We start from the raw sequence: 25,826 nt of genomic DNA on the forward strand, positions 1-25,826 counted from the left end.
CAAACGCTAGCGCGCTGGGGCCTCGGCCGGTTTCGTGTCCGGAGGGCTCACGCCACGAAAATGCAGAACGGATGGCCCGCAGGATCGGCGTAGACCCGGAAGGGCTCGTCGGGCCCCTGCTCGTTGTCGGACCGCAGGCTGCCGCCGAGGCTCAGCACACGCTCATGCCGTGCCTTGAGATCCTCGACCGTTTTGACCCTCAGGTCTCAGGTCCACGTGCAGACATGCGATCCCCTCTGGCCGCTCGTGTGCTGATCATCGGCTCGCCCCACCGCGCAGCAGCCCGGCTTTTCACGCCGCCTTGCCGTGACGGCGGGAACGCCGGGCCCGAGTGCGCCCGGCGGCGGGCGGGCCGGCGTCGTGGACCAGGCGCAGATGACGTTTGCGGGCATGGCGGGCCGCCGAGGGGCGGGCCGATAACCGGTCCTCGACGCGGTCCATCACGAACAGCAGCACACCCAGAGCCGGCAGCAGCAGCACGGCGACAGCGATCACAACCCAGTCCCTCCCGGTCGATGACACCCGGGTGCCCAGGGAGGAGCCACGTCGGCAGCGGACAGATGTGAAGGTCTGGTGACCGCTGGGTGCGGGCGGCGCGCGGCACGCCGGTCCGGGGGACTGCCCGGTCCGTCAGGCGTGACGGACCGGGCGTTCTACGGCAGCTGACTCCCGCGCGTACGGGGCGACGCTGATCCGGTCGATCAGTGGTGCGTAGCGCGAGCGGAGCAGCACGCCTGGGAAGGTGTCCGAGGCGTAGGTGGTGCCGTCGAACTTCGGCAGTTCCTCGGAACGGAAACCGATCGTGTTCGTCCCCTTCTTCAACTGGACCGGGACGGTCAGCTCCCGGCGAGCACCCGGCGCCGACCTGCCCCACTGCCGCGCCGGCCCACAGAACTTCGACGCGCTCACCGGAAAGGGCCTGCGCGACCGCGCGTACACCTGGACCGCCAGCAGCTATCTCCTGCTCGCCGAAGCACACGCACACCGGGAGGGCCGCTGACGGACCGCCTCTCGCACAGCCCCTGATCCGCTTCGGGTGTCTGTCGGCGGAGGCGGGGCATACGGGCTTCACCCCCTTGGAGAGGAGCTCGTCCCATGCTCGGCATAGTCGCGGCGGTGTTGTTCTTCGTGGCGTTCCTGATCAACGCGACGGACCTCAGCACCAACGATGTGTTCTCTTCGACCAACGTCATGCTGCTGGGTCTGATGTGCCTGGCCCTGCAGGTGGCCGGAGTCGGCGCCGGCTTGGCCCGCCGGCGCTGATGCCGGCCCTGAGGTCCGGTGACGTCCTGTCACCGGACCTGCGGTTCGCCGGCCGAACTCCGGCGCCTCCTGGCTGAGCCTAGTGCCGGCGCAGCCGTCTGAGCTGGACGAACAGAGCGTTTTCCGCGCACAAAGATGCGTCAACCCGTCGTTGACCTCCTCTTCGCGGCCGGGCCAAGGTGATGGGGACATCGGAATCCGATCACCTGCTGTCGGTCACCGAACCGCGTACGGGAGGCCGCGATGCTCCGGACAGAGAGCCGCGAACACAACAAGCTCAAGCAAGACACCGAGGCGGCTGCCCTCGACGTGACGTCGACGGCCGAGCCGCCCCCTCCGGCTGTCTGCCGTGACCTCTTCTTCCAGCGGTGCCTGTGGTGCGGCACCCCTGACTACCGTCGATCGTTCTGCCGTGCCTGTGGAGCCACCACCTTCAAAAGGGAGCGCAGCGCCGGTGCCGGAGTCCTCGTCCGCCGTATCGGCCAGACTCCGCTCAACACCTGGTTCGTCGCGATGGCCGAGGGCTTCAACCTGCTCTGCCAGGTCACCGGCACGGAACCGGTCGTGGTCGCGGTCGGGGCGAGAGTACGAGTCGTGCGGGGCGCGGCTCCGCGCGGCCAAGGGTTTCCCCTCGTCGAACTCACCTATCGCGCGACTTCCGTGGAGCGCTGGTGGTGACGGGACCCGGCTCCGCCAAGCACACGGCCGGCCGGAACGACCAGAGAGGGAAGCGCATGAGCACGCAGCACCAGGAGCCGGACGGACGGACCGACGACCCCCATGCCTCGGGGCGCGGTGCCCTGCACGGCCTGCGCATCGCCGACTTCTCCAGGGTTCTCGCAGGACCGTACGCCACCATGCTCCTCGCCGACCTCGGCGCCGACGTGATCAAGGTCGAGCGGCCCGGCACGGGAGACGACACCCGGGCCTGGCACCCGCCCGCAGACCAGGACGGCGTCTCGACCTACTTCCTGAGCGTCAACCGGAACAAGAGGTCGATCGTCCTGGACCTGACCGAGGAGACCGGCCGCGCACAGGCACGCGACCTGATCGCCCGATCCGACGTACTGGTGGAGAACTTCCGGCCCGGCACCATGGAGCGGCTAGGGCTCGGACACGCGCGACTCCGCGAGCTGCACCCGGAGCTGATCTACTGCTCCATCAGCGGCTTCGGCAGCGGCGCGGGCGCGTCGATCCCCGGGTACGACCTGCTCGTACAGGCCGTCGGGGGCCTGATGAGCGTGACCGGGGAGGCACACGGGGAGCCGACGAAGGCAGGCGTTGCCCTCGTCGACGTGATCACCGGGCTGCACGCCTCCCTCGGCATCCTGGCGGCCCTCCGGCACCGCGACGCCACCGGCCGGGGACAACTGGTGGAGGTGAACCTCCTCACCTCGCTGCTGTCTGCCATGGTCAACCAGGCCTCGGCGTTCGCCGTCGCCGGTGTGGTCCCGGAACGCATGGGCAACGCGCACCCGAGCATCGCACCGTACGAGACCCTCCCCACCGCCGATCGGCCGATCGCCCTCGCGGTGGGCAACGACCGGCAGTTCGCGGCGCTGTGCGAAGCCGTCGGGAAACCCGGTCTCGCCCACGACGACCGTTTCCGCACCAACGCGGACCGGGTCGCCCACCGCGTCGAACTGCGGGACATCCTGACCGGGCGGCTCGGTGCGGCGAGCGCCGACCACTGGTCGGCCGTCCTGCTCGCGGCAGGGGTTCCCGCCGGACCGGTCAACACCCTCGACGACGCCTTCGCCTTCGCCCACAAGCTCGGCCTTCCCGGCATCGTGGACATCCCCCGCGCTGCCGCCGACGGCGCGGAGGGCACAGCCTCCCGCCAGGTGGCGCACCCCATCACGCTGAGCGGGACACCCGCGCGGTACCGCCTCCCCCCGCCCGGCCTGGGCCGGCACACCGCGGAGATCCTCGACGGCCCGCTCGACCGCTCCGATGACGCCTCCGGCTGACGCGGAGCGCGACCCCGGCCGCACGGCGCGCCGGCACCGGCACCTCACCGACCTCGATTTTCCGACCCTGATGACAAGGAACCCCAGCATGAGCGGCACGCCCCTGAAGGACCCCCTCGACCTGCTCGACATCGCCTCCGTCCTCACCGGCGAGGAGCGCGAGATCCAGGCCACCGTCGCCAAGTTCCTCGCCGACCGGGTGCGCCCGCACATCGGCGAGTGGTTCGAGAACGCGCACTTCGCCCGCGAACTCGCCCCGGAGCTGGGCAAGTTGGGCGTGCTCGGCATGCACCTCGAAGGCTACGGCTGCGCCGGGACGAACGCGGTGAGCTACGGCCTGGCATGCCTGGAGCTGGAGGCGGCGGACTCCGGGTTCCGCAGCTTCGTGTCGGTGCAGGGCTCGCTGTCGATGTTCTCCATCTGGAAGTGGGGCTCACAGGAGCAGAAGCAGGAGTGGCTGCCCCGGCTCGCCGCCGGTGAGGCGATCGGCTGCTTCGGCCTGACCGAGCCCGACTTCGGCAGCAACCCCTCCGGCATGCGCACCAAGGCCGTCCGCGACGGGGACGACTGGATCCTGAACGGCTCCAAGATGTGGATCACCAACGGCGGCATCGCCGATGTCGCCACCGTCTGGGCGCAGACCGAGGACGGCGTCCGCGGCTTCCTCGTGCCCCGCGGCACCCCTGGTTTCACCACGCAGGACATCAAGCAGAAGATGTCACTGCGCGCCTCGATCACCTCCGAGCTCTACTTCGACCAGGTCCGGCTGCCCGACTCCGCGCGGCTGCCCCTGGCGGAGGGTCTGCGCGGACCGCTGTCCTGCCTGAACGAGGCCCGCTTCGGCATCCTCTTCGGCGTCCTGGGCGCGGCCCGGGACTCGCTGCAGGCCGCGATCGGCTACGCCGACTCCCGCGTGCAGTTCGGCAAGCCGATCAGCGCCTTCCAGCTCACCCAGAAGAAGCTCACCGACATGACCGTGTCCCTGGGCGGCGCCGCACTCCTCGCCGTGCACCTGGGCCGGCTGAAGGACCAGCACCGCATCCGGCCCGAGCAGATCAGCGTCGGCAAGCTCAACAACGTGCGGGAGGCCATCGCCATCGCGCGGGAGTGCCGCACCGTCCTCGGCGCCAACGGCGTCTCCCTGGAGTACTCGCCCCTGCGCCACGCCAACAACCTCGAGTCCGTCCGCACCTATGAGGGCACCGACGAGATGCACACGCTCGTCGTCGGCCAGGCGATCACCGGTTACCCGGCGTTCCGCTGACCGCCGGGAACCGGAGGAGGACGACCGTGAACATCGTCGTACTGGTCAAGCAGGTCCCGGACACCAGCGCGGAGCGCACCCTCGCCGGAGCGGACCACACCCTTGACCGCGAGAGCGCCGATCTCGTACTGGACGAGATCGACGAGCGCGCGGCGGAGGAGGCCCTGACGCTCAAGGAGGACCTGGGAGCCGAGGTCACCGTCGTGTCCATGGGACCCGACGCCGCACTCGAGGCGATCCGCAAGGTTCTGGCGATGGGCGCCGACCGCGGAATCCACATCTGCGACGACGGGCTCCGGGGCGCCGACGTGGTGACCACCGCGCGAGTGCTGGCGGCGGCCGTGCGGACGGTGGCGGACGTCGGCCTGGTGCTCGCGGGCAACGCGACGACCGACGGGCAGGCGAGCGCGGTACCCGCCATGGTCGCGGACCTGCTCGGACTGCCGCAGCTGACGCACGCCCGGGAGCTGAACGTGGACGCGGGACGGGTGCGCGCCGAGCGTGAGACCGAGCACGGCGAGACCACGCTGGACGCACCGCTGCCCGCGTTGGTCAGTGTCACCGAGAAGATCAACGAACCCCGGTACCCCTCCTTCAAGGGGATCATGGCCGCCAAGAAGAAGCCGGTGGAGACGGTCGGTCTCGACGACCTGTTCCCCGACGCGGACGGCACCGGATTCCGCACCACCCGCACCCGTGTGGTGGAGGCCGTCCCGCGTCCGGCGCGGGTGGCCGGCATGCGCGTCACGGACGACGGCTCGGCCGGCCGCCGGCTCGTCGACCACCTGATCGCCCAGAAGCTCGTCTGAACGCCCCGCGAGCCCGACATGAAGCAGGCACCCATGCCCGATGTCCTCGTCCTCGTCGACCAAGACGGGGAACGCGTCCACAAGTCCACGTACGAACTCCTCACCGCCGCACGGCGGTTGGGTGAACCGGCGGCCGTCGTGGTCGGAACTCCCGGCACCGCTGCCCGCCTGGAGGCGTCCCTCGCCCGCCATGGCGCCAGGAGCGTCTACGCGGCCGAATCCGCCGAGGCGGACGAGTTCCTCGCCACGCCGGCCGTCGACGCCCTGGAACTCGCGGTCGGGGAGGCTTCCCCCGCCGCCGTTCTGGTCTCCGCGACGACGGACGGCAAGGAGGTGGCCGGGCGTCTGGCCGCGAGGCTGGACGCCGGGCTGCTGATCGACGCGGTCGACGTGGACTCGTCCGGCGTCGTCACCCAGGTCGTCTTCGGCGGGTCGTACACCGTGCGCTCACAGGTCACCCACGGCATGCCGGTGATAACGGTGCGGCCGGGCTCGTTCGAGGCGGAGGAATGTCCGGTGCGGGCGGAGGAGAAGAAGCTCACCCCGCCACCGGTCGCCGCTGCTGCCTGCGCACGCATCACCGCACGTCGCCGCGCGATCGCAGGCGATCGTCCCGAACTCACCGAGGCGACCGTCGTCGTCTCCGGCGGACGCGGGGTCGGAGGAGCGGAAGGCTTCCGGGTGGTGGAGGAGCTGGCCGACGCCCTGGGAGGCGCGGTGGGCGCCTCACGCGCCGCGGTGGACGCCGGCTACTACCCGCACCGGTTCCAGGTGGGACAGACGGGCAAGTCCGTCTCGCCCCAGCTGTACATCGCCCTGGGCATCTCGGGAGCCATCCAGCACCTGGCCGGGATGCAGACCTCCAAGACGATCGTTGCGGTGAACAAGGATCCGGAGGCGCCGATCCTCGATCTCGCCGACTACGGCGTGGTGGGCGACCTGTTCGCCGTGGCTCCCGAAGTCACCCGGGGCGTGGCCGCCCGCCGCACGGGCGGTTGAGAGACGTACCACGCCGAGAGCTCCCGCCCCCCGTCGCATGCACGGGGGCGGGAGCTCTCGTGTCGGCTGTCCGTCCGTCAGGCGGCCAGACGCCGGAACCTGCTGCCGTGGAACACCAGCGGCTCCCGGTCGGGTTCGGCCATCAGGCCGCGAATCTCCAGCAGCACGATCGTGTGGTCGCCCCCGGGGAACTCGGCGTGGACCGAGCAGTCCAGCCACAGACCGGTGCCGCGGATGTACACGCTGCCGCCCTCGGAAGCCTCCCAGTCGACGTCTGTGAACCGGTCACCACCCTTGCCCGCGAGCGCGCGGCAGACCTGGTCCTGCTCCTCCGCCAGCACGCTCAGCCCCAGGCGGCTCTGCAGCTTCAGCTTCGGCCAGGTCGACGAGGTGTCCTGGACACAGACCGACACCAGCGGCGGCCGAAGAGAGACCGGGGTGAACGTACTGGCGGCCATGCCCACCGGAACGCCCGAATCCAGTGCGCACAGGGCTGTCACCCCGGAAGGAAAGCAGCCGAACGCCTGGCGCAGCACGACGGGGTCCGTCGGTGTCGCGGCGAGGGCGCTCATCGGACGTCCTCCCGACCCGAGAGAACCGCGCCCAGACGGCGCAGCGAGCCGTTGTTGCCCGCGACGTGCTGGGAGACGCAGCGGACGTCGCGCCAGCGGCGCTGCAGGGGGTGGGAGCTGTAGAGCCCCGAGCTGCCCGACAGGGTCATGAGTTCGTTGAGGACGCGGATGCCCTCGTGGTGGATGTGCTGGTGGCCGCCGGTGTAGCCGAACCATTCGCGGGCGGTGGGCTCCTCGCCCGCGAGCGCACGGTCCATGACGACGCGGCCGGTCTGCTCCAGCAGGGCGTTCAGTGCCGCCGTGCGAAGGTGCAGCTCGGCGAACTTCTCCTGGAACACCGGGTCCTCCCCGATGACGAGTCGGGGATCGAACGCCGGCCGTTTGGTGGCGGCGAGTTCGGCCAGATCGTCCAGCGCGCCCTCCAGGCAGCCGATGATGACGGCGTCGTGCGACGACCCGGTGGCGGTGTACGGCAAGCCGTAGAAGGGAGCGGGGATGTTGTTGCCGCCCACCAGCGGTCCCGTGAAGCGCTCGGGCACGAAGACGTCGTCCATCGTGAAGTCCGTGCTCTGGGTGGCGCGCAGACCCACGGCGTCCCATGTGTCGAGGAACGTGGCCTGCTCCGGGCGGAACAGCGCGACGCGCATGTCCGGACGGCCGTCCGGGAGCGGGGGCGCACCCTCGACCACGAAGCCCGCGAGCATCCAATCCGGCGTTAACGAACCACTGGCCAGCGGCCAGCGCCCACTGAGGCGGTAGCCTCCCGCAACCCTGGTCGCTCTGCCGTTGGGCGCTATCGCCCCACGGAGCATCAGGTCGGCGCCGTCGCCGAGCACCTCCTTCCCGAGCGTCTCGTGGGGCACGGTTTCGCGGACCCCGCCCACTTCAGCCACGCCTTCAAGGCGGCCTACGGCATGAGTCCCCGGGAGGCCCGCGCGGCGCGTCGATGACGTCAGGCGGGCTGGTAGTCGAAGAAGCCCTGCCCCGACTTGCGGCCCAGGAGACCCGATTCGACCATGCGGCGCAGCAGCGGGGGAGGGGCGTACAACGGTTCCCGGTACTCCTCGTAGAGCGCTTCGCCTATCGCCGCCACGGTGTCCAGTCCGATGAGGTCGGCGAGGCGCAGCGGCCCCATGGGATGGGCGCAGCCGGCCGTCATGCCCGTGTCGATGTCCTCCGCGGTCGCCGTGCCGGAGGCGACCATGCGTACCGCGGCCAACAGGTAAGGCACCAGCAGGGAGTTCACCACGAAGCCCGCGCGGTCCTGCGCGACGATCGTCCTCTTGCCCAGGATGCCGCCCGCGAAGGCCCGCACGCGCAGCTCGGTGCTTTCCGAGGTGTGCAGGGACGGGACGATCTCCACCAGGGGCATCACGGGGACCGGGTTGAAGAAGTGCAGGCCGATCACCGTCTCGGGACGGCCGGCAGCGGCCGCGAGCCGGGCGATGGGGATCGAGGACGTGTTGCTGGCCAGGACGGCCGCCGGGTCCGTGACCACCTCGCCCAGCTGACGGAACAGTGCCGTCTTGGCCCGCTCGTCCTCGACGGCGGCCTCGATGACCAGGTCCGCCCCGCCCAGGCGGGAGAGGTCCTCGGTGACCGAGATCCCGGCCAGGGCGTGCGCGCGGTCCTCGGGTGCGACGGCACCGCGCTTCTCCGCCTTCAGCAGGGAGTCCGCCACACCGGCCAGTCCGGCCCGGGCCCTGTCCTCGGTCACGTCGCACAACGTGACCTGGAGCCCGGCCCGGGCGCACACCTCGGTGATGCCCCGGCCCATCTGGCCCGCGCCCACGACGCCCACGTGTTTGATCGCTGTCATGTGTTCCTCCGCCTGTCCCTCTGTCGGGCGGCGGCCGCCGTTCGCCGCCACGGTGTGTGCCACGTGTCGAGCGTAGGCCTGACGTACCCACTCTGACCTGCACAGACAGTGCGTCATCCGCGTACAAACGTGCGTCGGTCGAGGGGCGCGGGCACCCCCCGTCGAGGCATGCCGAAGGGGCGTCCGGCCCATGCCGGACGCCTGTGGGGGGGGGCGGCGCTTTCAGGCTGTCGCCGGTGCGGCGGCGGCCTCCCGCAGCCGGCGGATCACGCCGCGCACCGCAGGCGAGGTCTCCCCCTTGCGGTAGGCGCCGACCAGCCGGGTGGTCGGCGCCGCGTCGGCCAGCGGCCGGTAAGCCACTCCCGGGATCTGGACGCGGCGCAGCGAATCGGGCACCAGGGCGACCGCGAGACCACCGCCCACCATGGTCAGAGCCGCGATGAAGTCCCGCACCGGGGGAGCGCACCGGGCACTGAAACCGCCCCGCTCCGCCACTTCGAGGATCTGGTCGCGGCAGCCGTACTCCTCGTCGAAGTGCGGGGCCACGAAGCACTCGTCGCGCAGTCGGGCCGCCGGAACGGCATCGTGGGCCGCGAGTGGCGACGCGGCCGGCAGCGCCAGCACCACCTGCTCGGTGAGCAGGCAGATCGCCGTGACCTCGGGTGGGTACTCAGGCCTGTACCGCAGGAATCCGACGTCGATGTCCCCGCAGGCCAGTGCCTCCAGCTGGGCGGGCGTCTCCAACTCCCGTACCTGTACCGTCAGTTCGGTGCCTGGGGCCGCGCAGCGGGTGAGGACGTCGGTCAGCACCCCGGAGAACGCGGCGGAGGCGACGTACGCGATCTGCGCGTGTCCCAGCTCCCCACGACCGGCACGCCGGCCCACCGCCTCGGCCCGGGCGGCCTGGGCGAGGGTCAGCCGCGCCTCGTCCAGGAACAGCCGCCCGGCACCGGTCAGGGCCGGGCGGGTGCGCCGCCCGCGGTCGATGAGCCGCACACCCAGGTGCGACTCCAGCGCTCTGATCTGCGCGCTGAGCGCCGACGGAGCCAGATGCAGACGGTCCGAGGCCCGGGCGAAGTGCAGTTCCTCCGCGACCACGACGAACGACTCGAGCCAGCGCAGTTCCACCGGTACCTCCGTCGTGCTGGGATCACCCCGCGGCGGCGTCAGGGCAGAACAGGACCGCCGCGGGGCGAGTTCGGGGCGTCTTCCGGGTTCAGGGGATCACGACGTAGTTGCTGAATCCACCGTCGCGATCCGTCACGCGTCCCGAGATGGCTTCGTTGACCTCGGCCAGCGGGTAGGGCTTCGTGATCAGGTAGGACAGGTCCAGCGCCCCGGTCGCCACCATGTCGGCGACTTCCTGGCCCTGCGCGGTCGTGAACCAGTTGGAGCCGATCAGCTGGACCTGCTCGTCCATGAGCCACTTGACGTCCACGGGAAGCCGGTCGGCCACCCCGCCGACGTTGACGACCCTGCCGCCCCGGCGGACCCCCTGCATGGAGTCGAGCATCGTCTCCACCGGAGCCTTCGCGCCGAGCGCACTGATGACGAAGTCAGCCCCCTCGCCGCCGGTGCGGGACTTGGCCCACTCCCCGGTGGAGCCCTCGCCCAGCCGCATGACCTCGATCCGGTCCGGGGCCAACTCCTTGACCCGCTTGAGGAGTTCCTCGTTGCGGCCCGTGCCGAGGACCCTGGAGACACCGGAGGCCAGCGCGAGGAGGGTGGAGGCGACACCCAGTGTGCCCGTGACCCCGTCGATCAGCGCGACCTGGCCGGGGGCGGCCGCGGCGTTCTTGAGGGCGCCGTAGGAGGTTCCGATGTAGCCGAGCTTTCCGGCCTGCTCGAACGTCATGTTGTCGGGGATGTTGACGATCGCGTGCTGCGGCGCGGTCATGTACTCGGCGAAGCCGCCGTAGGGGTACAGGTCGAAGATCCGCTGGCCGTCGCGGGAGGTGCTGAAGTAGCCGTTCAGGGTGAAGTAGCGGCATCGGCTGAGTTCGCCGCCGCGGCACACCTGGCAGCTGCCGCAGGACCGCAGCGGGCTCACGTAGACCCGGTCGCCGGGCTTGGTGTTGAGCACCGCCTCGCCGACCGCCTCGACCACACCCGCCGGGTCGAGACCGAAGATCGCGGGGAGCTGGGGCAGCGGCTGATGCGGATACCAGGTGGGCCAGTTGTTGATGACATTGGCCATGTTCGGCACGATCCCGCATGCCTTGACCCGCACCAGCACGTCGGTGGGCCTCGGGGTGGGCACGTCGATCGTGTCCACCGACATCGGCGCACCGAGTTCGTGCAGTCGCGCGGCGAGCATTTTCGCCATGGAAATACTCCTGAAGTGATGAGCCGTACGGTGCCGAAACCTAGGAATGGGCGAACGGGTCCGGGTAATTGTCTTCGAGGTCGATGTCCAGCAGTCCCATGATGCGGACGCCGGAGTTGTACCAGGCGATGGACAACGACAGTTCGACCATCTGCCGGCTCGTCAGGTGAGCGGCGGCGGCCTGCCAGGTCTCCTCCGAGACGTCGACCCGGAGGGTGGACTCCCTGGCGAGTCGCATGACCGCCTTCTCCGTCTCGTCGAACAGACCGGAGTGCTCGAAGTCGGCCACCGACGCGAGCTGTTCCTCGGTGAGCCCGGCCTTGAGGCCGTGCGACTGATGATGGGCGACCTCGTACGCCGACCGGGTCGCGTGACCCACGGTCAGGATCGCCAGTTCCCGCAACCTGGGGCTGAGATCGGCGGCCCGCAGCGAGTTGGCATAGGTCAGGAAGGCGTCCAGCTGGGCGGGCGCGTGGGTGAGGGCGAGGAAGATGTTCGCCGTCGGGACCTTGCGTTCGGTCTCCAGCCGGTCGTACAGCGGCTTCAGCGACTCGTCCGCGTCCTCGCGGAGCAGATAGGGAACTCGTGCCATGGCGTCTCCTTGAAGCAGGGGGGTGCGGGCGGAAGGTCAGGGGAGGGGCTGCTCCAGCAGGAACCGCTCCAGCGACATCGGATTCGGCTGCTCGGCCGGCGGAATCAGCGGCGCGCCGACGAACGGCGACGCCTCGAAGTACCACTTCTCCAGCGCGGGGAGCCCCCAGCGCACATTGGTGCTCAGCGATGCCGCGTCCCAGCGCACCGGCTCGACCTCGGTGTCGATCGTCTGGTAGTGGCTGTTGAAGACCTCGACCCGGTGACCGTCGGGGTCACGGAGGTACGCGAACAGCATCCCGCCGGGACCGTGCCGCCCGGGGCCGCGCTCGACCCCTTCGCCGTAGCCGAGGATGCCCGCCCAGTCGCACGCGGTGAAGATGTCGCGGCTCTCGGAGACGGTGTACGCGAAGTGGTGCAGCGCGGGCCCGGTGTTCTCGACGATCGCGAGGTCGAGACACGTGCCCTTGCGGTACATGAACGCGCTCAGCAGCTTGTCGCCGTGCTCCAGGTACTCCGAGTTGCGAAAGCCCAGCTCACTGTAGAAGGCGCACAGCTCATAGGCGTCGGGCGCGAAGATCTGGTAGTGGTCCAGCCGCTGCGCGTGAGCGCCCTTGTACTGCTGGAAGTCGATGTGCAGCCGCGGCCGGGTCTCCATGTGCGCGCACAGTTCCAGCGGCGTGCCGATGGGGTCGCTGACGTGCAGCGTGCGGCCCTGGTACGGGGCGTCCACCCACTCGGCGGGCAGGCCACGATCGCGGAACCATGCGTACGCGAGATCGAGGTCCTCGTCGAAGAACACCCGGAAACCGATCCTCCTGCACGCGCCCGCGCCCTCTTCGTCGAGCTCCAGGACGAGGCTGTGGTGGCAGGCCTCGGCCAGGCCGCGCAGGTAGCAGGTGCGCTCGTCCTCGTCGCTGACGACGAGCCCCAGAGCGTTCACGTAGAAGTTCCGGCTCTCGGCCAGATCGGCGACGGTGAGCCGGACGTGGCCGGCGCGGGTGATATTGAAACTCGGGCGCAGATTGACGGGTGGCAGCATGGGGTCTCCGTGCTCCGATCGGCTCTGTATTTCGATGACTGTAATACTTCGAACTGTTTTTACGGCTCGGTCGTGGAAGGCCCGGAATCGGAGAATGTGAAGGCGGACCATCCGCTGAATTCCGCGGATTCGCCGAGGGACTCCTCGATGCGCAGAACCTCGTTCCACTTGGCCATGCGCTCGGAGCGGGTGAACGAGCCCACCTTGAGCTGTCCCGCGTCCCATCCGACGCTGAGATGGGCGATGGTGACGTCCTCGGTCTCACCGGACCGGGCCGAGACGATGGTGCCGAAGCCGGCGTCCTTCCCGGCCCGCAGCGCCTGGAACGCCTCCGTGACCGTGCCGGCCTGGTTCGGCTTCACCAGGACGGCGTTCGCGGCCCCGCCGGTGGCGGCGGCCTCCACCCGCTTGGCATTGGTGACCAGGTAGTCGTCTCCGATCACCTGGCAACGGTGGCCGTGACGCCGGGTGAACTCCACCATGCCGTCGGTGTCGTCCTCGCCCACCGGGTCCTCGACGGAGAGGATCGGATACTGCTCGATCCAGCCGCCCAGCATGTCGATCAGCGCCGTGGTGTCCAGCGTGCGGTCGTCCAGGGCCAGTGTGTACCGCCCGCCGCTGCCGAACTGCGAGGCCGCGATGTCCAGCGAGATGCCGACCTGCGTCGAGGGGTCGAAACCGGCCTTCTCGATCGCCCGGGTGAGCGTTTCGAGGGCCTCCTCGTTGGAGTCGAACGCGGGCCAGAAGCCGCCCTCGTCGGCCACGCCCTGGGCCTTGCCCGCCCTGCGCATCAGGCTGCCGGCCGCCCGGTAGATCTCCGCGGTCCAGTCGAGGGCCTCGGAGAAGCTGCCCGCGGCGGGGCACATGACCATGAAGTCCTGGACGTCGACGCGACGGTCGGCGTGGGCACCACCGCCGAAGATCTGGATCTCCGGCAGCGGGATCCGGACCGGCCGGCCGCCGGCCAGGTGCTGCCACAGCGGTACGCCCTCCGACGCCGCGGCGGCGTGCAGGACCGCCATGGACGTGGCGACGATCGCGTTGCCGCCGAGGCGGCTGCGGTCGGGAGTTCCGTCGAGGTCGACCAGGAGCCGGTCGACGGCCTCCTGATCGCTCGCGTCGCGGCCCAGGAGTGCGGGGGCGATCTCGTGGTTCACCGAACCGACCGCCCGCTGGACGTCCAGCCCGCCGAAGCGGCTGCCACCGTCACGCAGGTCGAGCGCCTCGCCCTGGCCCGTCGACGCGCCCGCCGGTGCGATGGCCCGGCCGATCGCACCGTCCGCCAGACGCGCCTCGACCTCCACGGTGGGGCGCCCGCGGGAATCCCACACCCTGCGGCCATAGAGCTCGGCGATCCGCGCGTCTGTCATGGCGGTGCAACCTTTCGGAGTTCGGGCGTTCGGAGCGCCGGGCGGTGCATGTGCCTGTCCCGCCTGTCCACCAGAAGGAGGAAGGGGCGCCCCCGCAGCCGGAGGCATGTTCATCCGGTGCGGCCCGCTGTGTGCTAACGATAGCGCAATCGTGGGAACTGACGAGGGTTCTGTCAAGAGGTGAGCGGTGCTGCAATGCGCTTCTGTCTTCCCGATCCATGCGACCCTTGGCCCTGCCGCAGGCTAGTGCTATCGTTTGCACAACCCGTTCGTGAGACTGAGACGCTGCGGAAGAGACTCCGGCGAGCCCGCGCTGTCCTGGACGGACGGACAGCACAGGCAGCGCGGGTTCGCCGGGCCCGGTCGCGGCCGACAGGAAAGCGAGCTGTCATGACCCCTGAGCCGTCTGCCGCCCCCATGATCCTGACCACGGTCGTGGCCAGCACGCGTCCGGGGCGGGTGGGACGATCCGTCGCGGACTGGTTCACCGCCCGGGCCGCGCAGTGCGAGCAGTTCGAGTCGCACGTGGTCGACCTGCGCGAACTCGCCCTTCCCTTCTACGACGAGCCGCATCCGCCCGCTCTCCAGCGGTACACGCACAGCCACACCCGCACATGGAGCCGTGTCGTCGACGCCTCGGACGCGTTCGTGTTCGTCACCTCGGAGTACAACGGGGGCTTCCCGGCTCCGCTGAAGAACGCGTGGGACTACCTCGTCGTGGAGTGGCAGCACAAGCCTGCCGCGTTCGTCAGCTACGGGGGCGTCTCGGCGGGCACCCGGGCCGTGCAGATGGCCAAGCAGGTGGTGGCCAACCTGAGGATGCTGCCGATCGGCCCGACCGTGAGCATCCCGTTCGTCAGTGAACACGTCGAGGACGGAGCGTTCCTGGCCGGCAAGATCCATGAGGCCGCCGCCGAGCACATGCTGGACGAACTCGTGCGCACCGCGACGGTGATGCGCCTGTTGCGGAGGGGAGCGTACTGAGCGGCGGCGGTCGCGTGAAGGACGCGGCGTGCTCCTCCCGCGATGGTCAAGCGCATGTACAGGCGCGGCATCCGCGCGGTGGCGGGCGACGTGCCGACGTCGGCGGCACATGCCGCCAGGCACAGCCGCTGGTCAGCGCGTACACCACTGCCGTGAACACGGCCCGCTCGTCACGCGGAGAGGTCCGGCCGCCTTGCGGACGAGCAGCGAACGACGGCAGCAACGGGGCGGCCCACTGGCAGAGTTCATCAGGAACCGGACGCTTCACTGATCAGCACCCACGACCGGCAGCATGCCGCACGAACGCTACGTCACGTGAGACGACCTTCAAGCCTCGATCGGTGCGGCCGACCTGGCGGCCTGCTCGATCTTCGCGCGGTAGGCGGCACGGGCTTCCTCGTCGATCTGCTGCTCGTGTTCGGCGCGCAACCCGGTCCGGCCGTCGAGGCCCTCGCGCAGGATATCGGCGTGCCCGGCATGCCGGATGGACTCGCCGAGGACATGGACCATGATGGCGAACAGGTTCGTGTCGGCATAAGGCTCCGGCCACCACGGCACGTGGCCGGGGGCGTCGAGGGGAAGGTCGTTGATCGTCGCGTCCGAGTGTTCCCACGTGCGCTGGTAGAACCCGATGATCTGATCGCGGGTCTCCTCCTCGGTCGCCCACAGATCGCTGCCGTTGGAGTCCTGCCACCGGGGCAGCGGTTCCGGGGAAGGGCGGTCGAAGACCTCGCCGAAGTACCTGGCCTCGACGGTGGCCACGTGTTTGACCAGGCCGAGGAGGTTGGTCCCGGTCGCTGTCAAAGGCCGGCGGGCGTCGTATTCGGACAAGCCGTCGAGTTTCCAGAGCAGCGCCTTGCGGTCCCGCCGCAGTCTCCCGTGCAGGTTGTCTTTCGCGAATTCATCGATCATGCGGCATGAGCCTGCCATCGGCTGCCCGTGGTCTCAAGATCCCGTACGTGGTGGGCGATGACGGCCAGAGCCGAGGCCTGGCCGTGGCCGGCCGCCCTGGCTTGCTGAAATGGGGTCACAGGGACTGCCGTACCTCTCAGCGGCAGCTGCATTTCCGAATGCCGGGACTTTCGGTTGCCCGCTGCCGTCCGAGAGCGGGGATGGTGCGCCACCGGCGCGGCGTCGGTCCGCGGACTCAGGCGAGGGCTGCGACCAGCAGGGCGAAGGCGGCGATGATGACGGCGACGCGTACGTAGTGGAAGCGGTCCCAGCGGTTCATCTGCTCCTTCCAGTCCTCGGGCCGGTTCTCGGGGGTCCATGTCTTGCCCCGGTTGTTGATCGGGACGAGCAGCAGAAGCGACATGATCACGCTGAGGATCAGCAGCACGCCGGCGGTGACGACGAGGCCGGTCCCGTGGTGGTGCCATCCGGCGGCGGCCCAGACCGCGACGAGGACGAGCGAGGAGATGTACCAGACCGGCATCAGGGCGCCGAGCATCCGGCCCCCGTGGGCGCGGCCGAGCACGCCGCTGTCCTCGGGTAGTCCGTTGAGGATCGGGTTGATGACGAAGGCGACGGAGAACTCCACCCCCACCATGAGGCCGACGACCACGGTGGTGAACACCTCGAGTGCGTTGAGCATGATGACCCCCAGGAATCTAGCACTGCTAGCTGATGAGGCAACGCTAGTCCTGCTACCGCTCGATTGTCTAGCGGTGCTAGGATCGAGTCATGTCGGTACAGGAACGCAAGGAGCGTGAACGCGCGAGCCGCGAGCGCCTTATCGTGGCGACGGCCCGTGAACTCGCCGAGCAGCAGGGCTGGGACGCGGTCACGACCCGCCGGCTGGCCGAGCGCATCGAGTACAGCCAGCCCGTCCTCTACAGCCATTTCCGCGGCAAGCGCGAGATCATCGGCGCTGTCGCCCTCGAGGGTGCCGCCGAGATGGCCGTGGCGCTCCGGGCCGCGACCTCCGCCGCGGACGGCCCGCGCGCCCGGGTCACGGCCCTCGCCCGCGCCTACCTCCACTTCGCCGAGCGCAACCCGGCGGTCTACGACGCCATGTTCCAGCTTGACGGCGGCCTGGCGTTCGCGCACGAGGACACCCCACAGCCGCTGAAGGACGCCTTCGCCGCCCTGCTGGAAAGCCTCGACGAGGTCGCCGGGGACGGCGTCCACCCGGCACTGTTCACCGAGGTGTTCTGGGCGGCCCTGCACGGGCTGGCCACCCTGACCAGGGAGGGACGGTTGCCGCCCGAGGACACCGAGCGTCGGGTGGAACTGCTGGTGGACCGGCTCGCCAAGGTCTGACACGCCGTCCCGGCGAGCATGCAGCCGGGGTCCTCGGGCTCCGCTGCCTGCGTGCGGCATCGCTCCCGGTCACCCGCGCCCGCGCGGCGCAGCCCCCGATCGCCGTGCCCCGTACCCCCAGGGAAGCACCCGGCCCGGAAGCTGCGAAGTTTATGGAGCACGACCCGATGCGCGCCCTGGCTATGGGCTGATCACCGGGGCGTCGGCGAAACAACCCACACTGCGGCGAACCGCCCGCTGCCCACGCCGTCGATGCCGGACACGGCGCGCCTCGCTCTCATAGCCCCTCAGCGCACCGCTGGGATGGAAGCGGTGCCCCCATCCCTCGAACTCAGGCGGACCCGGGCGAAGACCCCCCGTCCGGGGACGCCGTGCTGCCGCGCAGGATCAACGAACCGGGGGAGACCGCCGTGTACGGGCCGTCGTTGCCCGGCTCGGTCTTGAGCCTGCGGATCATCCACAGGGCGCAGCCGGTGGCCATCTCCTGGATGGGCAGGCCGACCGTGGTGAGTCCGGGGCCCCACCAGGAGAATCCGGGCTCGTCCCCGAACCCGACCACGGACAGCTCCTGGGGCACCTTCACGCCCTGCCGGGACAGCTCCTCCAGGACGCCGAGGGTGAGCTGGATCGATCCCAGCACCAGCGCGGTGGGCACGTCCGGCCCCGACAGCAGCCGTCGTACCGTCTCGCGGCCGTGGTCGACCGACGACGGCGGTCCCAGCTCGGCGCGCCCGGCGTCGTCCGGCAGGCCGCCTTCGCGCAGGGCGCTGCGGAACCCGCGCAGACGCGCGGCGCCGGTGGGCAGTTCCTCGGGGCCGCCGAGGTAGGAGATGCGAGTATGCCCCTGTGCCACCAGGTGGGCCGTGGCCCGGCGCAGCGCCTCCTCGTCGTCCACGCCGAACCACTGCGAACCCAGCGACGGGTGCCGGCGCAGCAACTGCACGTGCGGGAGGGCGCGCAGAAGCTTGACGGACTCGCTGTGCGGGCGCGCGCTGGGCACGATGATCACGGCGGCCACGCGGTTCGCGGACAGCTCCCGCAGATGGCGCAGCTCCGCCGTCCGGTCGTCGTCGGTCTCCGACAGCATCAGCTGGAAGCCCTCGGATTCCATGTTCTTGGACAGCTCGTGTGCGATGGTCGAGTAGAAGCTGTTGCGGATGTCGGGAATCACCAGCGCGACCACATTGCTGGACGCTCCGCGCATCATCCGGGCCGCACGGTTGCCCACGTACCCCATGTCGGAAGCGGCCTGCCGGACGCGGAACTTGGTCTCCTCGCTGATGCGCGGGTCGTCGGCCAGTGCCCGTCCCACCGTCGACACGGAGACTCCGAGGCGCTCGGCGATGTCCCTGGTCGTGATCACGTAAGGAGTCTCCTCGACTGACTGGTCCCGTGTCGTCACTTTCCGTGTGCCAACGATAGCACCGGTGTCGCGCTCCGTGGCTGTCGAGAGCGAAGGTGCCCGGGTCGACTGCCGGCTCTGTGCTAACGTTAGCACTACTGGTTGGGCCGTGCAGCCGCCCGCGGCTGCCTAGTCGCGGAGGTGTCCGTGCGCATCGTCAGATATGCCGTCGGCGGCGAACGTCATTACGGAGAACTGGAATCCGGGGACGTCGATATCACCAGATTCGAAGGTGATCCCTATGCCGGTCTTTCTCCTACGGGGCACGTCGACCGAGTCGGCGATGTCGTCATCCTTCCGCCGGTCGACCGGCCCCGGATCTTCGGATTCGCCTACAACTACGCCTCACATGTCGACGAGACCGACCGTGAGATTCCCGAGGTGCCGGTGTGCTTCATGAAACCGAGTACGGCGGTGGTGGGTCCGGGTGACGCGATCGTGTATCCGTCCGACGGTGAACTGATTCATTTCGAGGGCGAGTTGGTCGTCGTCATCGGAAAGGAGGCCCGCCATGTCAAACCCTCCGACGCTCCTGGCCACATCCTCGGCTACACCTGCGGCAATGACGTCAGTGACCGCATCGTCCAGCGCAAGGAGAGCGCATTCGGAACGCTTCTCATCGGCAAGGGGCAGGACACCTTCGCTCCCCTTGGGCCCGTCATCACCACGGAAGTCGACCCATCAGGACTGGCCCTGACCACCCGCGTGAACGGCACCGTCATGCAGTCCGCGAGCACGGCCGACCTGCTGCTCCCGGTTCCGGACATCGTCAGCTACCTCAGCCGCTACCTGACGCTGCTCCCCGGCGACGTGATCATGACCGGCACCCCTTCCGGTGTCGGCCCCATCCGCCCCGGGGACGAGGTCGAGGTGGAGATCGAGGGCATCGGCGTCCTGCGCAATCCGGTCGTGGCCGAGAGCCGTTGAACCGGCGGGACGCCCGCCGGCGTCCGCAACGACAGGGCCTGCCCACCGCTCAGCGGTGGGCAGGCCCTTGAAGTGTCGGCGGAGCGTGCGTCAGCGGACCGCGTCGTTGAACTGCGTGGGCCGGACGAAGGCCAGGGCGGCGACGCCCAGCAACGGCAGGAACGTGACCTGGATCAGCCCTGCCCGGCTCCAGCCGAAGGTCTCCACGAGGGCGGCGAAGAGCAGGCCCGAGAACGCCGCCGGCCCGTAGTAGCCGGTGACGAAGAGACCGGAGGCGCGCCCGATCTGCGTCGGCCGTACGGCCCGCTGGATCGCGCTGTTGGTGTTCGGGTAGATGAAGCCCAGCCCGAAGGCGCCCATGAGGAAGGCGAACACGCACTGCACGCCCACCGCGGCCCGCGTCTCGTAGATGCAGACGCTGATGACCGAGACGGCGAGCAGGCTGAGGATCAGCAGGTTGCGCTGGTTCACGCGGTCGCCGAGCCAGCCGCCGAATATCGCCGTCATGCCACCGAAGCCGAGGAGGCTCATGGCCAGTGCGGCCTGCTCGGGGGAGTAGTGCAGCGAGCTGATCAGGTACGTCGGGTACAGGCCGAGGAACCCGTAGATGGCCACCCCGCTCACGACGGCGTGGACGGTCAGGGCGATGGTGTTGCGGTTGTAGGCGGAGACCGGCATGTAGTCGTACGTCCTCGTCGAGACGACCTTCTCGACGGAGGTCTCGGTCAGGCCGGTCTTCACGAGGAACAGGGAGGCGGCGGCGATCAGCAGCCCCGCCGTGCCGAACAGGTAGAAGGGCGAGTGCCAGGTGCCGTGCATGCTCATCAGCTCGACGCCGATCAGCGGCGCGATGAACACACCCACGGAGTAGCCCACGCCGATCACGCCGAAGGCGAGACCGCGCCGGTGGGCGAAGAAGGCGCCCATCGCCGCGAAGATCGCCGCGGACTGCATGCCCTCACCGAAGCCCGAGACGACCCGGTACAGGGTCATGTCAGCGAAACCCGTGGCCAGCGGAGTGGCCATGGTGCCCAGGGAGTAGATCACGATGCTGACCAGCAGCACGGTCTTGCGGCGGAAGCGGTCCAGGAGGTACCCCGCGGGCAGACCGGCCAGCGCCATGCCCAGGGTGAAGTTCGTGGCCAGCAGCCCTCCCTGTTCCAGGGAGAATCCGTACTCCTGCCGGATGTTGGGGAGCAGCGGAGGAAAGACCTGGCGGTCCATCGCGTTGACCATGTAGGAGAGAACGATCAGCAGGAAGCCCAGTCCGATCATGGTCCGGGAAAGCGGAGGACCGCTGATCCCCTCCGTGTCGTCGGCGGGCACTGCACTGGTGTCGACTTGCGCTGCATGAGTCATTACGGCTCCTGAGGAGGAATGGGCCACGGCAGGCCGCGGCGGACGCATCGCCGGTACGGGGAGATGCGCACGGCGGCCGGATGCTGTGAGGCGAGAAGGGGTGTGCTGAACGCGGCTCGGTCGAGCCGGCATACGGCGGGGAATCGCCGACCGGCGAAATGGGGGGCGAAAGGGCAGCCGCGCGGTCGGATGCCGCGTGCGGAATTCAGCCGTATGTCGCCCGTCGGGACGTCCGTGGCTATGGCGTCTTCGACAGCCGGATCTCGTGCGGCCCATGCTCTGGTGACACGGTCGGCGTTGCCAGAACGATGAAGGGAAGTCCGGGGCGCGTCAAGGTGTGAGCGCCAGAATTCTTCGGCGGATCGAGTTTCCCGCTGCCGGCCCGGCCCTTCGGGGCCGGAAAGACCCGCGCGCGGGGCCTCGGCTCCGGCTTCATGTCTCGCTCTTGACGCAGGGAAGCCGGGCAGTGCTATCGTTAGCATCAGTGGCTATGACAGAGTGATACGACGTGCCCCGGCATCTCGTGACCCGTACCCGTGGCGTGGCGCGACGCCCCGACCGACCACAAGTCGGCGGGCGCCGACACGCCGCCCGAGCCCTGCGAACCTCTCCACCCCACCCACGGCGACCGAAGGCCTGATCAGGCGAGACATCGGCCGCCGTGCCGGATGACGATCCAACCTGCTGACCGGACGCGACCGGGCGGGACGCCCGGCCGTCCGCCGCGGCCGCACGATTCTGCGAGGACGACCTGCCATGAAACCACCGAGCCGCCCCGGCACCGTGCTGCTCACCGACTACGCCTGGCCCGACGACTCGGTCGAGCGGTCGGTCATCGAGAAGGCGGGCCACACCCTGGTGACCGGCCCCGCCGAGCCCTCCTCCGCCGGGGCGATCGAGGAACTGGTCGCCGAGCACCGCCCCGCCGGCATCCTTACGTGCTGGGCGCCGGTCTCCGGCACCGCGATCGGGACCTCGCCGGATCTCCGCGTCGTGGCGCGGCTCGGAGTGGGCCTGGACAACATCGCCGTGGACGCGGCCACCGAGCGGGGCGTGTGGGTCACCAACGTGCCGGACTACTGCGTCGAGGAGGTCTCCGACCACGCCGTCGGCATGGTGCTGGCCTGGACGCGCGGCCTGGCCGTCTTCGACCGCGAGGTCCGGGCGGGCCGCTGGGACCCGGCCAGCGCCCGGCTGCGCCGGCTGTCGACGCTGACCTGCGGCATCGTCGGCTTCGGGCGGATCGGACGCGCCACGGCACGCCGGCTCGGCGTGTTCGGCTGCCGCATCCTGGCCCACGACCCGCACCCGCCGCGGGACGTCCCCGGAGTGGAGATGACGGGCCTGGAAGACCTGCTGCGCCGCAGCGACGTGGTGATCCTGCACCTGCCGCTCACGCCCGCCACCCACCACATCATCGGCAGCGAACAGCTGGAGCTGATGCGGCCGGGCGGTCTGCTGGTCAACGTCAGCCGGGGTGGCCTCGTCGACACCGACGCGGTGATCAAGGCACTCGACAGCGGGCATCTGGACGGCGCCGCCTTCGACGTCCTGGAGACCGAGCCGGACGTTCCCGCCGGGCTCTCGGCACAGCCCGGGGCGCTCCTCACCCCGCACGTCGCCTTCTCCTCCGACGCGTCGGTCATCGAGCTGCGCCGCCGCGCCGCCGAGGAGGTCGTACGGATCCTCGCGGGCGAGACACCGGCGCACGCCTGCAACACCCCCCGTGGATGAACGTGAGCTCCGCGCAGATGAACCCGGTCCCCGGGCCCGGCACCGCGCTGACCGACTTCCTGATCACCCAGGGCCTCGCCGAACCGGGTGAAACCACTCGCTGGACGCCGCTGGCCGGCGGCGTCTCGTCCGACCTGTGGCGGGTGGACCTGCCCGGACGGTCCCTCTGCGTCAAACGCGCCCTCGCCAAACTGAAGGTCTCCGCCGACTGGCAGGCACCGGTGTCACGCAACGCCTACGAGTGGGCCTGGATGCGGTTCGCGTCCCGGCACCGCCCGGACAGCGTCCCCGGCCTGCTGGCCCACGACCCCGGAGCCGGCCTGTTCGCGATGGAGTACCTGCCCCCCGAGCGGTACCCGATCTGGAAGGCGCAACTGCTGGAGGGCGAGGTGCGGGTGACGACCGCGGCGGCCGTCGGGGAACTGCTCGGCGCCCTGCACGCGGCGAGCGCGGGCGACGCGGCCCTCGCAGCGGAGTTCGCCACCGACGCCAACTTCCACGCGCTGCGCATCGAGCCGTACCTGCTCGCCACCGCCGCCGCACACCCCGCCCTCGCCGACACCATCCGAGAGCTCGCCGACCGCACGGCCGCCACACGCTCGGCCCTGGTGCACGGTGACGTCAGCCCCAAGAACATCCTCGTCGGCCCGTCGGCGCCCGTGCTGCTGGACGCCGAGTGCGCCTGGTACGGGGACCCGGCCTTCGACGTCGCCTTCTGCGTCAACCATCTCCTCCTCAAGAGCCTGGTGGTGCCCGGACGCCGCAGCGAACTCCTGCGCTCCGCCCGGGCGTTGGCCGAGGCGTACGCCCGCTGTGTCGACTGGGAGCCGCGCCCCGCAGTCGAGGAGCGCGCCGCGACACTGCTCCCGGCGCTGCTGCTGGCGCGCGTGGACGGCAAGTCCCCGGTGGAGTACCTCACGGACGACCGGCACCGGCAGTTCGTACGCACAGCCGCGACGGCCCTGTTGCGGGCGCCGGTCCCGACGATCGCGGACGTCGTGGACACCTGGGAAGCGACCCTGCCGGCCCCGACCGAACCTGTCGGCACCCGGTCCGACTGACTGACCCGACCGAGGAGAGACACATGCGCAGAGTCGTCACCGGCCATGACGGGAGCGGCAGGTCGATCGTCGTCAGCGACGGCCCGGTCCCGCGGAGCCGGGAGTTCGCCAGCCTGCCGGGCTGGGTGTCCCGGCTGCCGTGGGCCACCGAACCGGGCGAACAGGCCACCCGGGCAGGGGAGGACCCCACCCCGGACGTCACCAGCCTGCTGCCCGCGCCCGGCGGTACGCGGTTCATCGTCCTGACCTTCCCACCGGAATCCGCGCTGGCCGACCCGGCGTTCGATCCCGTCGCCTTCGACCGGGAGCAGCGGGCCGACTCGCCCGGCATCGCCGAACTCATCGAGCCCGACGGCATGCACGCCACTCCGACCGTGGACTACGGCATCGTGCTGCAGGGCGAGATGGTCCTCGAACTCGACGACGGCCACTGCACGCCGCTCTCGGCAGGCGACATCGTGATCCAGAACGGCACCCGCCACGCTTGGCGCAACCGCGGCGACCAGCCGGCCACGATGGCTTTCGTCCTCATCGGCACGGAACAAGGCGACTGACTCAACACCCGACACGGATCCCTACTGGGCACGTCTCCGGCGCCTGGAGAAACGGACGGTCGCCGGGTCCAACCCCGCAACCGTCAACGGACCAGCCGTCGAGGCCGAGAAACGCCAAGAGGTGGCTCGCACGCGACTGACCCCCGGCGGAGGCCCGCGTCCGAGGCCCCTGCTCAGAACCAGTGCAGGCAGTGCGGGGAGCGCTCGGTGCGGAAGAGGTTGTCGGCGAGGGTGGCTGCGCCCGGGTGGTGGGCCCGGATGTGCCCGGCCCGAGCGAGGGTGCTCGGGGCGGTGCCGCCCAAGTAGATGGAGCCCAGGTCCCTGATGTCCAGGGACAGGTCGGGTTCCCGGTCCGTCGGGACGCAGTCGGCCTTGCCGTCCTGGACGGTCAGCAGGTAGCGGTCGTGTTCGCCGAGGAACGGGTCGTCGACGTCGAGGACGAGCTCGCCGTCCGTGAACCAGCCGCGTGCGGTCAGAGCGCGCGGGACGTCCAGCAGCCGTACCCAGAGCCAGTCCATGTCGCCGCTCACCTCGCCCGCGCGGAAGTCCGCGAACTGCCAGCGCAGCGGGTGATCGGACGGCACCTGCTTGAACACGACCTTGGAGACCAGGTCGTGTTCGAGTACGAACCGGGCCAGGGCCGTGAAGACGGCGTCGTCGGTGGCAATGGTCTCGTCGACCGTCAGGGTGCCGGACTCGACGGCGTAGCTGGCGTACCCGTCCGGGACGCCGTCGGCGTTCCGGTGGACGGCGACGTAGCGCGGCGCCGGCGAGACCGGGGGCTGTCCCGCGCGCAGGGCCCACCAGCGGTGCGGCCTGGACAGGGCGCCGGGCTGGGCGCGGCGATACCGGTCGTAGACCTCCTCCAGAATCTCGCCGCACTCGGCCCGGCGCAGCACCTCGACCGACCCGGCCGCTGCGACCTCGGCCTCTCCGCGCGCCCGGGGAGCGGCGAGGGCGGCCTTGTGGCGCGGTGCCTTCAGCTGGGCCGTATAGGTCGCCGGTCCGTAGCCGAACCTGCCGTAGATCAGGGCTTCGGAGGCCAGCAGCACCGAAAGCGACTCCCCGCGGGCCCGCAGCTCGGTGAGCTGATGCCGCATCATCGCGCTGAGCACGCCCTGACGCCGGTGCGAGGGCAGGACGCCCACGGCGGTCACCCCGGCGACCGGGACGAGGCTCTGACCGGGCAGGGTGAGCTCGAACGAGTACGTGGCGGCAGTGCCGACGGGCCGCCCGTCCGCGGTCCGGGCGAGTATGCAGCGGTCCATTTCGAGCGCGGACCACCAGAGCCCGCCGCCCTCGACCGGGGTTTCCGGGAAGAGCCCGAACGCGGCGTGAAGTGTGTCGACGAAGACGTCGAGATCCTTGTCGGTCGTGGGACGGATCTCCATCGCTGCTGCTGCCTCCTCGGGATACCGGCACCACGTCTCATGGTGTCCGGCCACAGTGCAGCGTCGACTCGTAGCCATGGCAAGCGAATTACGGCTGGGCTCGGGGGCGGACGGAAGCCGCCGTCCT

General features: G+C 70.1%; 29 protein-coding genes and 2 pseudogenes. 14 read left to right on the plus strand and 17 right to left on the minus strand.

All coding sequences use genetic code 11. The features are described from left to right. Positions 1 to 47: 47 nt before the first annotated feature. The 3 genes and pseudogenes from HNR57_RS40350 to HNR57_RS25930 all read right to left on the minus strand — a co-directional run. On the minus strand, positions 48 to 203 hold the full coding sequence (locus tag HNR57_RS40350) for a VOC family protein (RefSeq protein WP_184563724.1): 156 nt from the start codon (positions 201 to 203) through the stop codon (positions 48 to 50). Between the two features lie 88 nt (positions 204 to 291). Beyond that, on the minus strand, positions 292 to 495 hold the full coding sequence (locus HNR57_RS25925) for a hypothetical protein (RefSeq protein ID WP_184563395.1): 204 nt from the start codon (positions 493 to 495) through the stop codon (positions 292 to 294). A 135-nt stretch (positions 496 to 630) separates the two neighbouring features. Further along, a pseudogene (locus HNR57_RS25930) lies at positions 631 to 843 on the minus strand (hypothetical protein); the annotation flags it as partial. Between HNR57_RS25930 and HNR57_RS25935 the strand changes: the two are divergent. The 7 genes from HNR57_RS25935 (at position 803) to HNR57_RS25965 (ending at position 6,305) form a co-directional block, all read left to right on the plus strand. Next, on the plus strand, positions 803 to 1,000 hold the full coding sequence (locus tag HNR57_RS25935; protein ID WP_184563776.1) for a hypothetical protein: 198 nt from the start codon (positions 803 to 805) through the stop codon (positions 998 to 1,000). The pseudogene HNR57_RS25930 and the gene HNR57_RS25935 overlap by 41 nt on opposite strands. Before the next feature lie 95 nt (positions 1,001 to 1,095). Next, positions 1,096 to 1,263: a hypothetical protein gene (locus tag HNR57_RS25940; protein ID WP_184563399.1), complete on the plus strand. Its 168-nt coding sequence runs from the start codon at positions 1,096 to 1,098 to the stop codon at positions 1,261 to 1,263. Between the two features lie 243 nt (positions 1,264 to 1,506). Continuing rightward, positions 1,507 to 1,941: a PhlB family protein gene (locus HNR57_RS25945; RefSeq protein ID WP_184563400.1), complete on the plus strand. Its 435-nt coding sequence runs from the start codon at positions 1,507 to 1,509 to the stop codon at positions 1,939 to 1,941. Positions 1,942 to 1,997: 56 nt separating this feature from the next. Further along, positions 1,998 to 3,233, plus strand: coding sequence for a CaiB/BaiF CoA transferase family protein (locus HNR57_RS25950; protein ID WP_184563402.1), 1,236 nt, complete (start codon positions 1,998 to 2,000; stop codon positions 3,231 to 3,233). Positions 3,234 to 3,321: 88 nt separating this feature from the next. Next, a complete protein-coding gene (locus tag HNR57_RS25955; RefSeq protein WP_184563404.1) occupies positions 3,322 to 4,497 on the plus strand; it encodes an acyl-CoA dehydrogenase family protein in 1,176 nt (391 codons plus the stop codon). A 26-nt stretch (positions 4,498 to 4,523) separates the two neighbouring features. After that, positions 4,524 to 5,306, plus strand: coding sequence for an electron transfer flavoprotein subunit beta/FixA family protein (locus HNR57_RS25960; protein WP_184563406.1), 783 nt, complete (start codon positions 4,524 to 4,526; stop codon positions 5,304 to 5,306). Positions 5,307 to 5,339: 33 nt separating this feature from the next. Then, a complete protein-coding gene (locus tag HNR57_RS25965) occupies positions 5,340 to 6,305 on the plus strand; it encodes an electron transfer flavoprotein subunit alpha/FixB family protein (RefSeq protein ID WP_184563408.1) in 966 nt (321 codons plus the stop codon). Between the two features lie 77 nt (positions 6,306 to 6,382). On the opposite strand, the gene HNR57_RS25970 is transcribed toward HNR57_RS25965, so the two are convergent. Together HNR57_RS25970 and HNR57_RS25975 are read right to left on the minus strand one after the other, a co-directional pair. Then, positions 6,383 to 6,877, minus strand: a complete 495-nt coding sequence (locus HNR57_RS25970; protein WP_184563410.1) for a flavin reductase family protein — start codon at positions 6,875 to 6,877, stop codon at positions 6,383 to 6,385. Next, positions 6,874 to 7,581, minus strand: a complete 708-nt coding sequence (locus HNR57_RS25975; protein ID WP_221343005.1) for an acyl-CoA dehydrogenase family protein — start codon at positions 7,579 to 7,581, stop codon at positions 6,874 to 6,876. The genes HNR57_RS25970 and HNR57_RS25975 overlap by 4 nt, the downstream gene beginning before the upstream one ends. Positions 7,582 to 7,665: 84 nt before the next feature. Between HNR57_RS25975 and HNR57_RS41135 the strand changes: the two are divergent. Further along, a pseudogene (locus HNR57_RS41135) lies at positions 7,666 to 7,827 on the plus strand (helix-turn-helix transcriptional regulator); the annotation flags it as partial. A 2-nt stretch (positions 7,828 to 7,829) separates the two neighbouring features. Here HNR57_RS41135 and HNR57_RS25980 read toward each other — a convergent pair. The 6 genes from HNR57_RS25980 to eno form a co-directional block, all read right to left on the minus strand. Beyond that, on the minus strand, positions 7,830 to 8,696 hold the full coding sequence (locus HNR57_RS25980; protein ID WP_184563412.1) for a 3-hydroxybutyryl-CoA dehydrogenase: 867 nt from the start codon (positions 8,694 to 8,696) through the stop codon (positions 7,830 to 7,832). A gap of 222 nt (positions 8,697 to 8,918) precedes the next feature. Next, complete coding sequence (locus HNR57_RS25985) at positions 8,919 to 9,824, minus strand: LysR substrate-binding domain-containing protein (protein ID WP_184563414.1); 906 nt, start codon at positions 9,822 to 9,824, stop codon at positions 8,919 to 8,921. An 88-nt stretch (positions 9,825 to 9,912) separates the two neighbouring features. Further along, a complete protein-coding gene (locus HNR57_RS25990; RefSeq protein WP_184563416.1) occupies positions 9,913 to 11,022 on the minus strand; it encodes an alcohol dehydrogenase catalytic domain-containing protein in 1,110 nt (369 codons plus the stop codon). A 40-nt stretch (positions 11,023 to 11,062) separates the two neighbouring features. Then, positions 11,063 to 11,614 (minus strand): carboxymuconolactone decarboxylase family protein, encoded by a 552-nt coding sequence (locus HNR57_RS25995; RefSeq protein ID WP_184563418.1) that lies wholly within the window; start codon positions 11,612 to 11,614, stop codon positions 11,063 to 11,065. Between the two features lie 36 nt (positions 11,615 to 11,650). Further along, positions 11,651 to 12,655 (minus strand): VOC family protein, encoded by a 1,005-nt coding sequence (locus HNR57_RS26000; protein WP_184563420.1) that lies wholly within the window; start codon positions 12,653 to 12,655, stop codon positions 11,651 to 11,653. 59 nt (positions 12,656 to 12,714) lie between these two features. Continuing rightward, a complete protein-coding gene (gene eno / locus HNR57_RS26005) occupies positions 12,715 to 14,025 on the minus strand; it encodes a phosphopyruvate hydratase (RefSeq protein WP_184563423.1) in 1,311 nt (436 codons plus the stop codon). A gap of 390 nt (positions 14,026 to 14,415) precedes the next feature. On the opposite strand from eno, the gene HNR57_RS26010 reads away from it, so the two are divergent. Next, positions 14,416 to 15,009 (plus strand): NADPH-dependent FMN reductase, encoded by a 594-nt coding sequence (locus tag HNR57_RS26010; RefSeq protein ID WP_184563425.1) that lies wholly within the window; start codon positions 14,416 to 14,418, stop codon positions 15,007 to 15,009. Between the two features lie 46 nt (positions 15,010 to 15,055). On the opposite strand, the gene HNR57_RS40900 is transcribed toward HNR57_RS26010, so the two are convergent. From HNR57_RS40900 to HNR57_RS26025, 3 genes are all read right to left on the minus strand, one after another. Further along, entirely contained in the window at positions 15,056 to 15,277 is a 222-nt protein-coding gene (locus HNR57_RS40900) for a transposase (protein WP_184563427.1), read from the minus strand. 59 nt (positions 15,278 to 15,336) lie between these two features. Beyond that, the gene (locus tag HNR57_RS26020; protein WP_184563429.1) at positions 15,337 to 15,921 is read right to left on the minus strand and encodes a DinB family protein; all 585 of its coding nucleotides are present in this window, start codon (positions 15,919 to 15,921) and stop codon (positions 15,337 to 15,339) included. Positions 15,922 to 16,156: 235 nt separating this feature from the next. Continuing rightward, positions 16,157 to 16,603 carry an anthrone oxygenase family protein gene (locus tag HNR57_RS26025; protein ID WP_184563431.1) on the minus strand — a complete coding sequence of 149 codons (447 nt, stop codon included), beginning with the start codon at positions 16,601 to 16,603 and terminating at the stop codon, positions 16,157 to 16,159. 89 nt (positions 16,604 to 16,692) lie between these two features. Between HNR57_RS26025 and HNR57_RS26030 the strand changes: the two genes are divergently transcribed. After that, positions 16,693 to 17,271 (plus strand): TetR/AcrR family transcriptional regulator, encoded by a 579-nt coding sequence (locus HNR57_RS26030; RefSeq protein WP_184563433.1) that lies wholly within the window; start codon positions 16,693 to 16,695, stop codon positions 17,269 to 17,271. Between the two features lie 331 nt (positions 17,272 to 17,602). Here the strand turns inward: HNR57_RS26030 and HNR57_RS26035 are convergent, their stop codons facing one another. After that, positions 17,603 to 18,634 (minus strand): LacI family DNA-binding transcriptional regulator, encoded by a 1,032-nt coding sequence (locus HNR57_RS26035; protein ID WP_184563435.1) that lies wholly within the window; start codon positions 18,632 to 18,634, stop codon positions 17,603 to 17,605. Positions 18,635 to 18,820: 186 nt separating this feature from the next. Between HNR57_RS26035 and HNR57_RS26040 the strand changes: the two genes are divergently transcribed. After that, positions 18,821 to 19,600: a fumarylacetoacetate hydrolase family protein gene (locus HNR57_RS26040; RefSeq protein ID WP_184563437.1), complete on the plus strand. Its 780-nt coding sequence runs from the start codon at positions 18,821 to 18,823 to the stop codon at positions 19,598 to 19,600. 90 nt (positions 19,601 to 19,690) lie between these two features. Here HNR57_RS26040 and HNR57_RS26045 read toward each other — a convergent pair whose 3' ends face one another. Continuing rightward, positions 19,691 to 20,875: an MFS transporter gene (locus HNR57_RS26045; protein ID WP_246554939.1), complete on the minus strand. Its 1,185-nt coding sequence runs from the start codon at positions 20,873 to 20,875 to the stop codon at positions 19,691 to 19,693. Positions 20,876 to 21,715: 840 nt separating this feature from the next. Here HNR57_RS26045 and HNR57_RS26050 point away from each other — a divergent pair. Genes HNR57_RS26050 through HNR57_RS26060 form a run of 3 tightly spaced genes read left to right on the plus strand, consistent with a single transcriptional unit; the run spans position 21,716 to position 24,308 of the window. Further along, positions 21,716 to 22,693 carry a C-terminal binding protein gene (locus HNR57_RS26050; RefSeq protein ID WP_184563441.1) on the plus strand — a complete coding sequence of 326 codons (978 nt, stop codon included), beginning with the start codon at positions 21,716 to 21,718 and terminating at the stop codon, positions 22,691 to 22,693. Next, positions 22,690 to 23,754 (plus strand): phosphotransferase family protein, encoded by a 1,065-nt coding sequence (locus tag HNR57_RS26055; protein WP_184563443.1) that lies wholly within the window; start codon positions 22,690 to 22,692, stop codon positions 23,752 to 23,754. Before HNR57_RS26050 ends, HNR57_RS26055 begins: the two co-directional genes overlap by 4 nt. 23 nt (positions 23,755 to 23,777) lie before the next feature. Beyond that, positions 23,778 to 24,308 carry a cupin domain-containing protein gene (locus HNR57_RS26060; protein WP_184563445.1) on the plus strand — a complete coding sequence of 177 codons (531 nt, stop codon included), beginning with the start codon at positions 23,778 to 23,780 and terminating at the stop codon, positions 24,306 to 24,308. A gap of 173 nt (positions 24,309 to 24,481) precedes the next feature. Here the strand turns inward: HNR57_RS26060 and HNR57_RS26065 are convergent, their stop codons facing one another. After that, complete coding sequence (locus tag HNR57_RS26065) at positions 24,482 to 25,699, minus strand: GNAT family N-acetyltransferase (RefSeq protein ID WP_184563447.1); 1,218 nt, start codon at positions 25,697 to 25,699, stop codon at positions 24,482 to 24,484. Between the last annotated feature and the right edge of the window lie 127 nt (positions 25,700 to 25,826).

The sequence above is a fragment of the Streptomyces paradoxus genome (genome assembly GCF_014202475.1).
In the GTDB taxonomy this organism is placed as follows: domain Bacteria; phylum Actinomycetota; class Actinomycetes; order Streptomycetales; family Streptomycetaceae; genus Streptomyces; species Streptomyces paradoxus.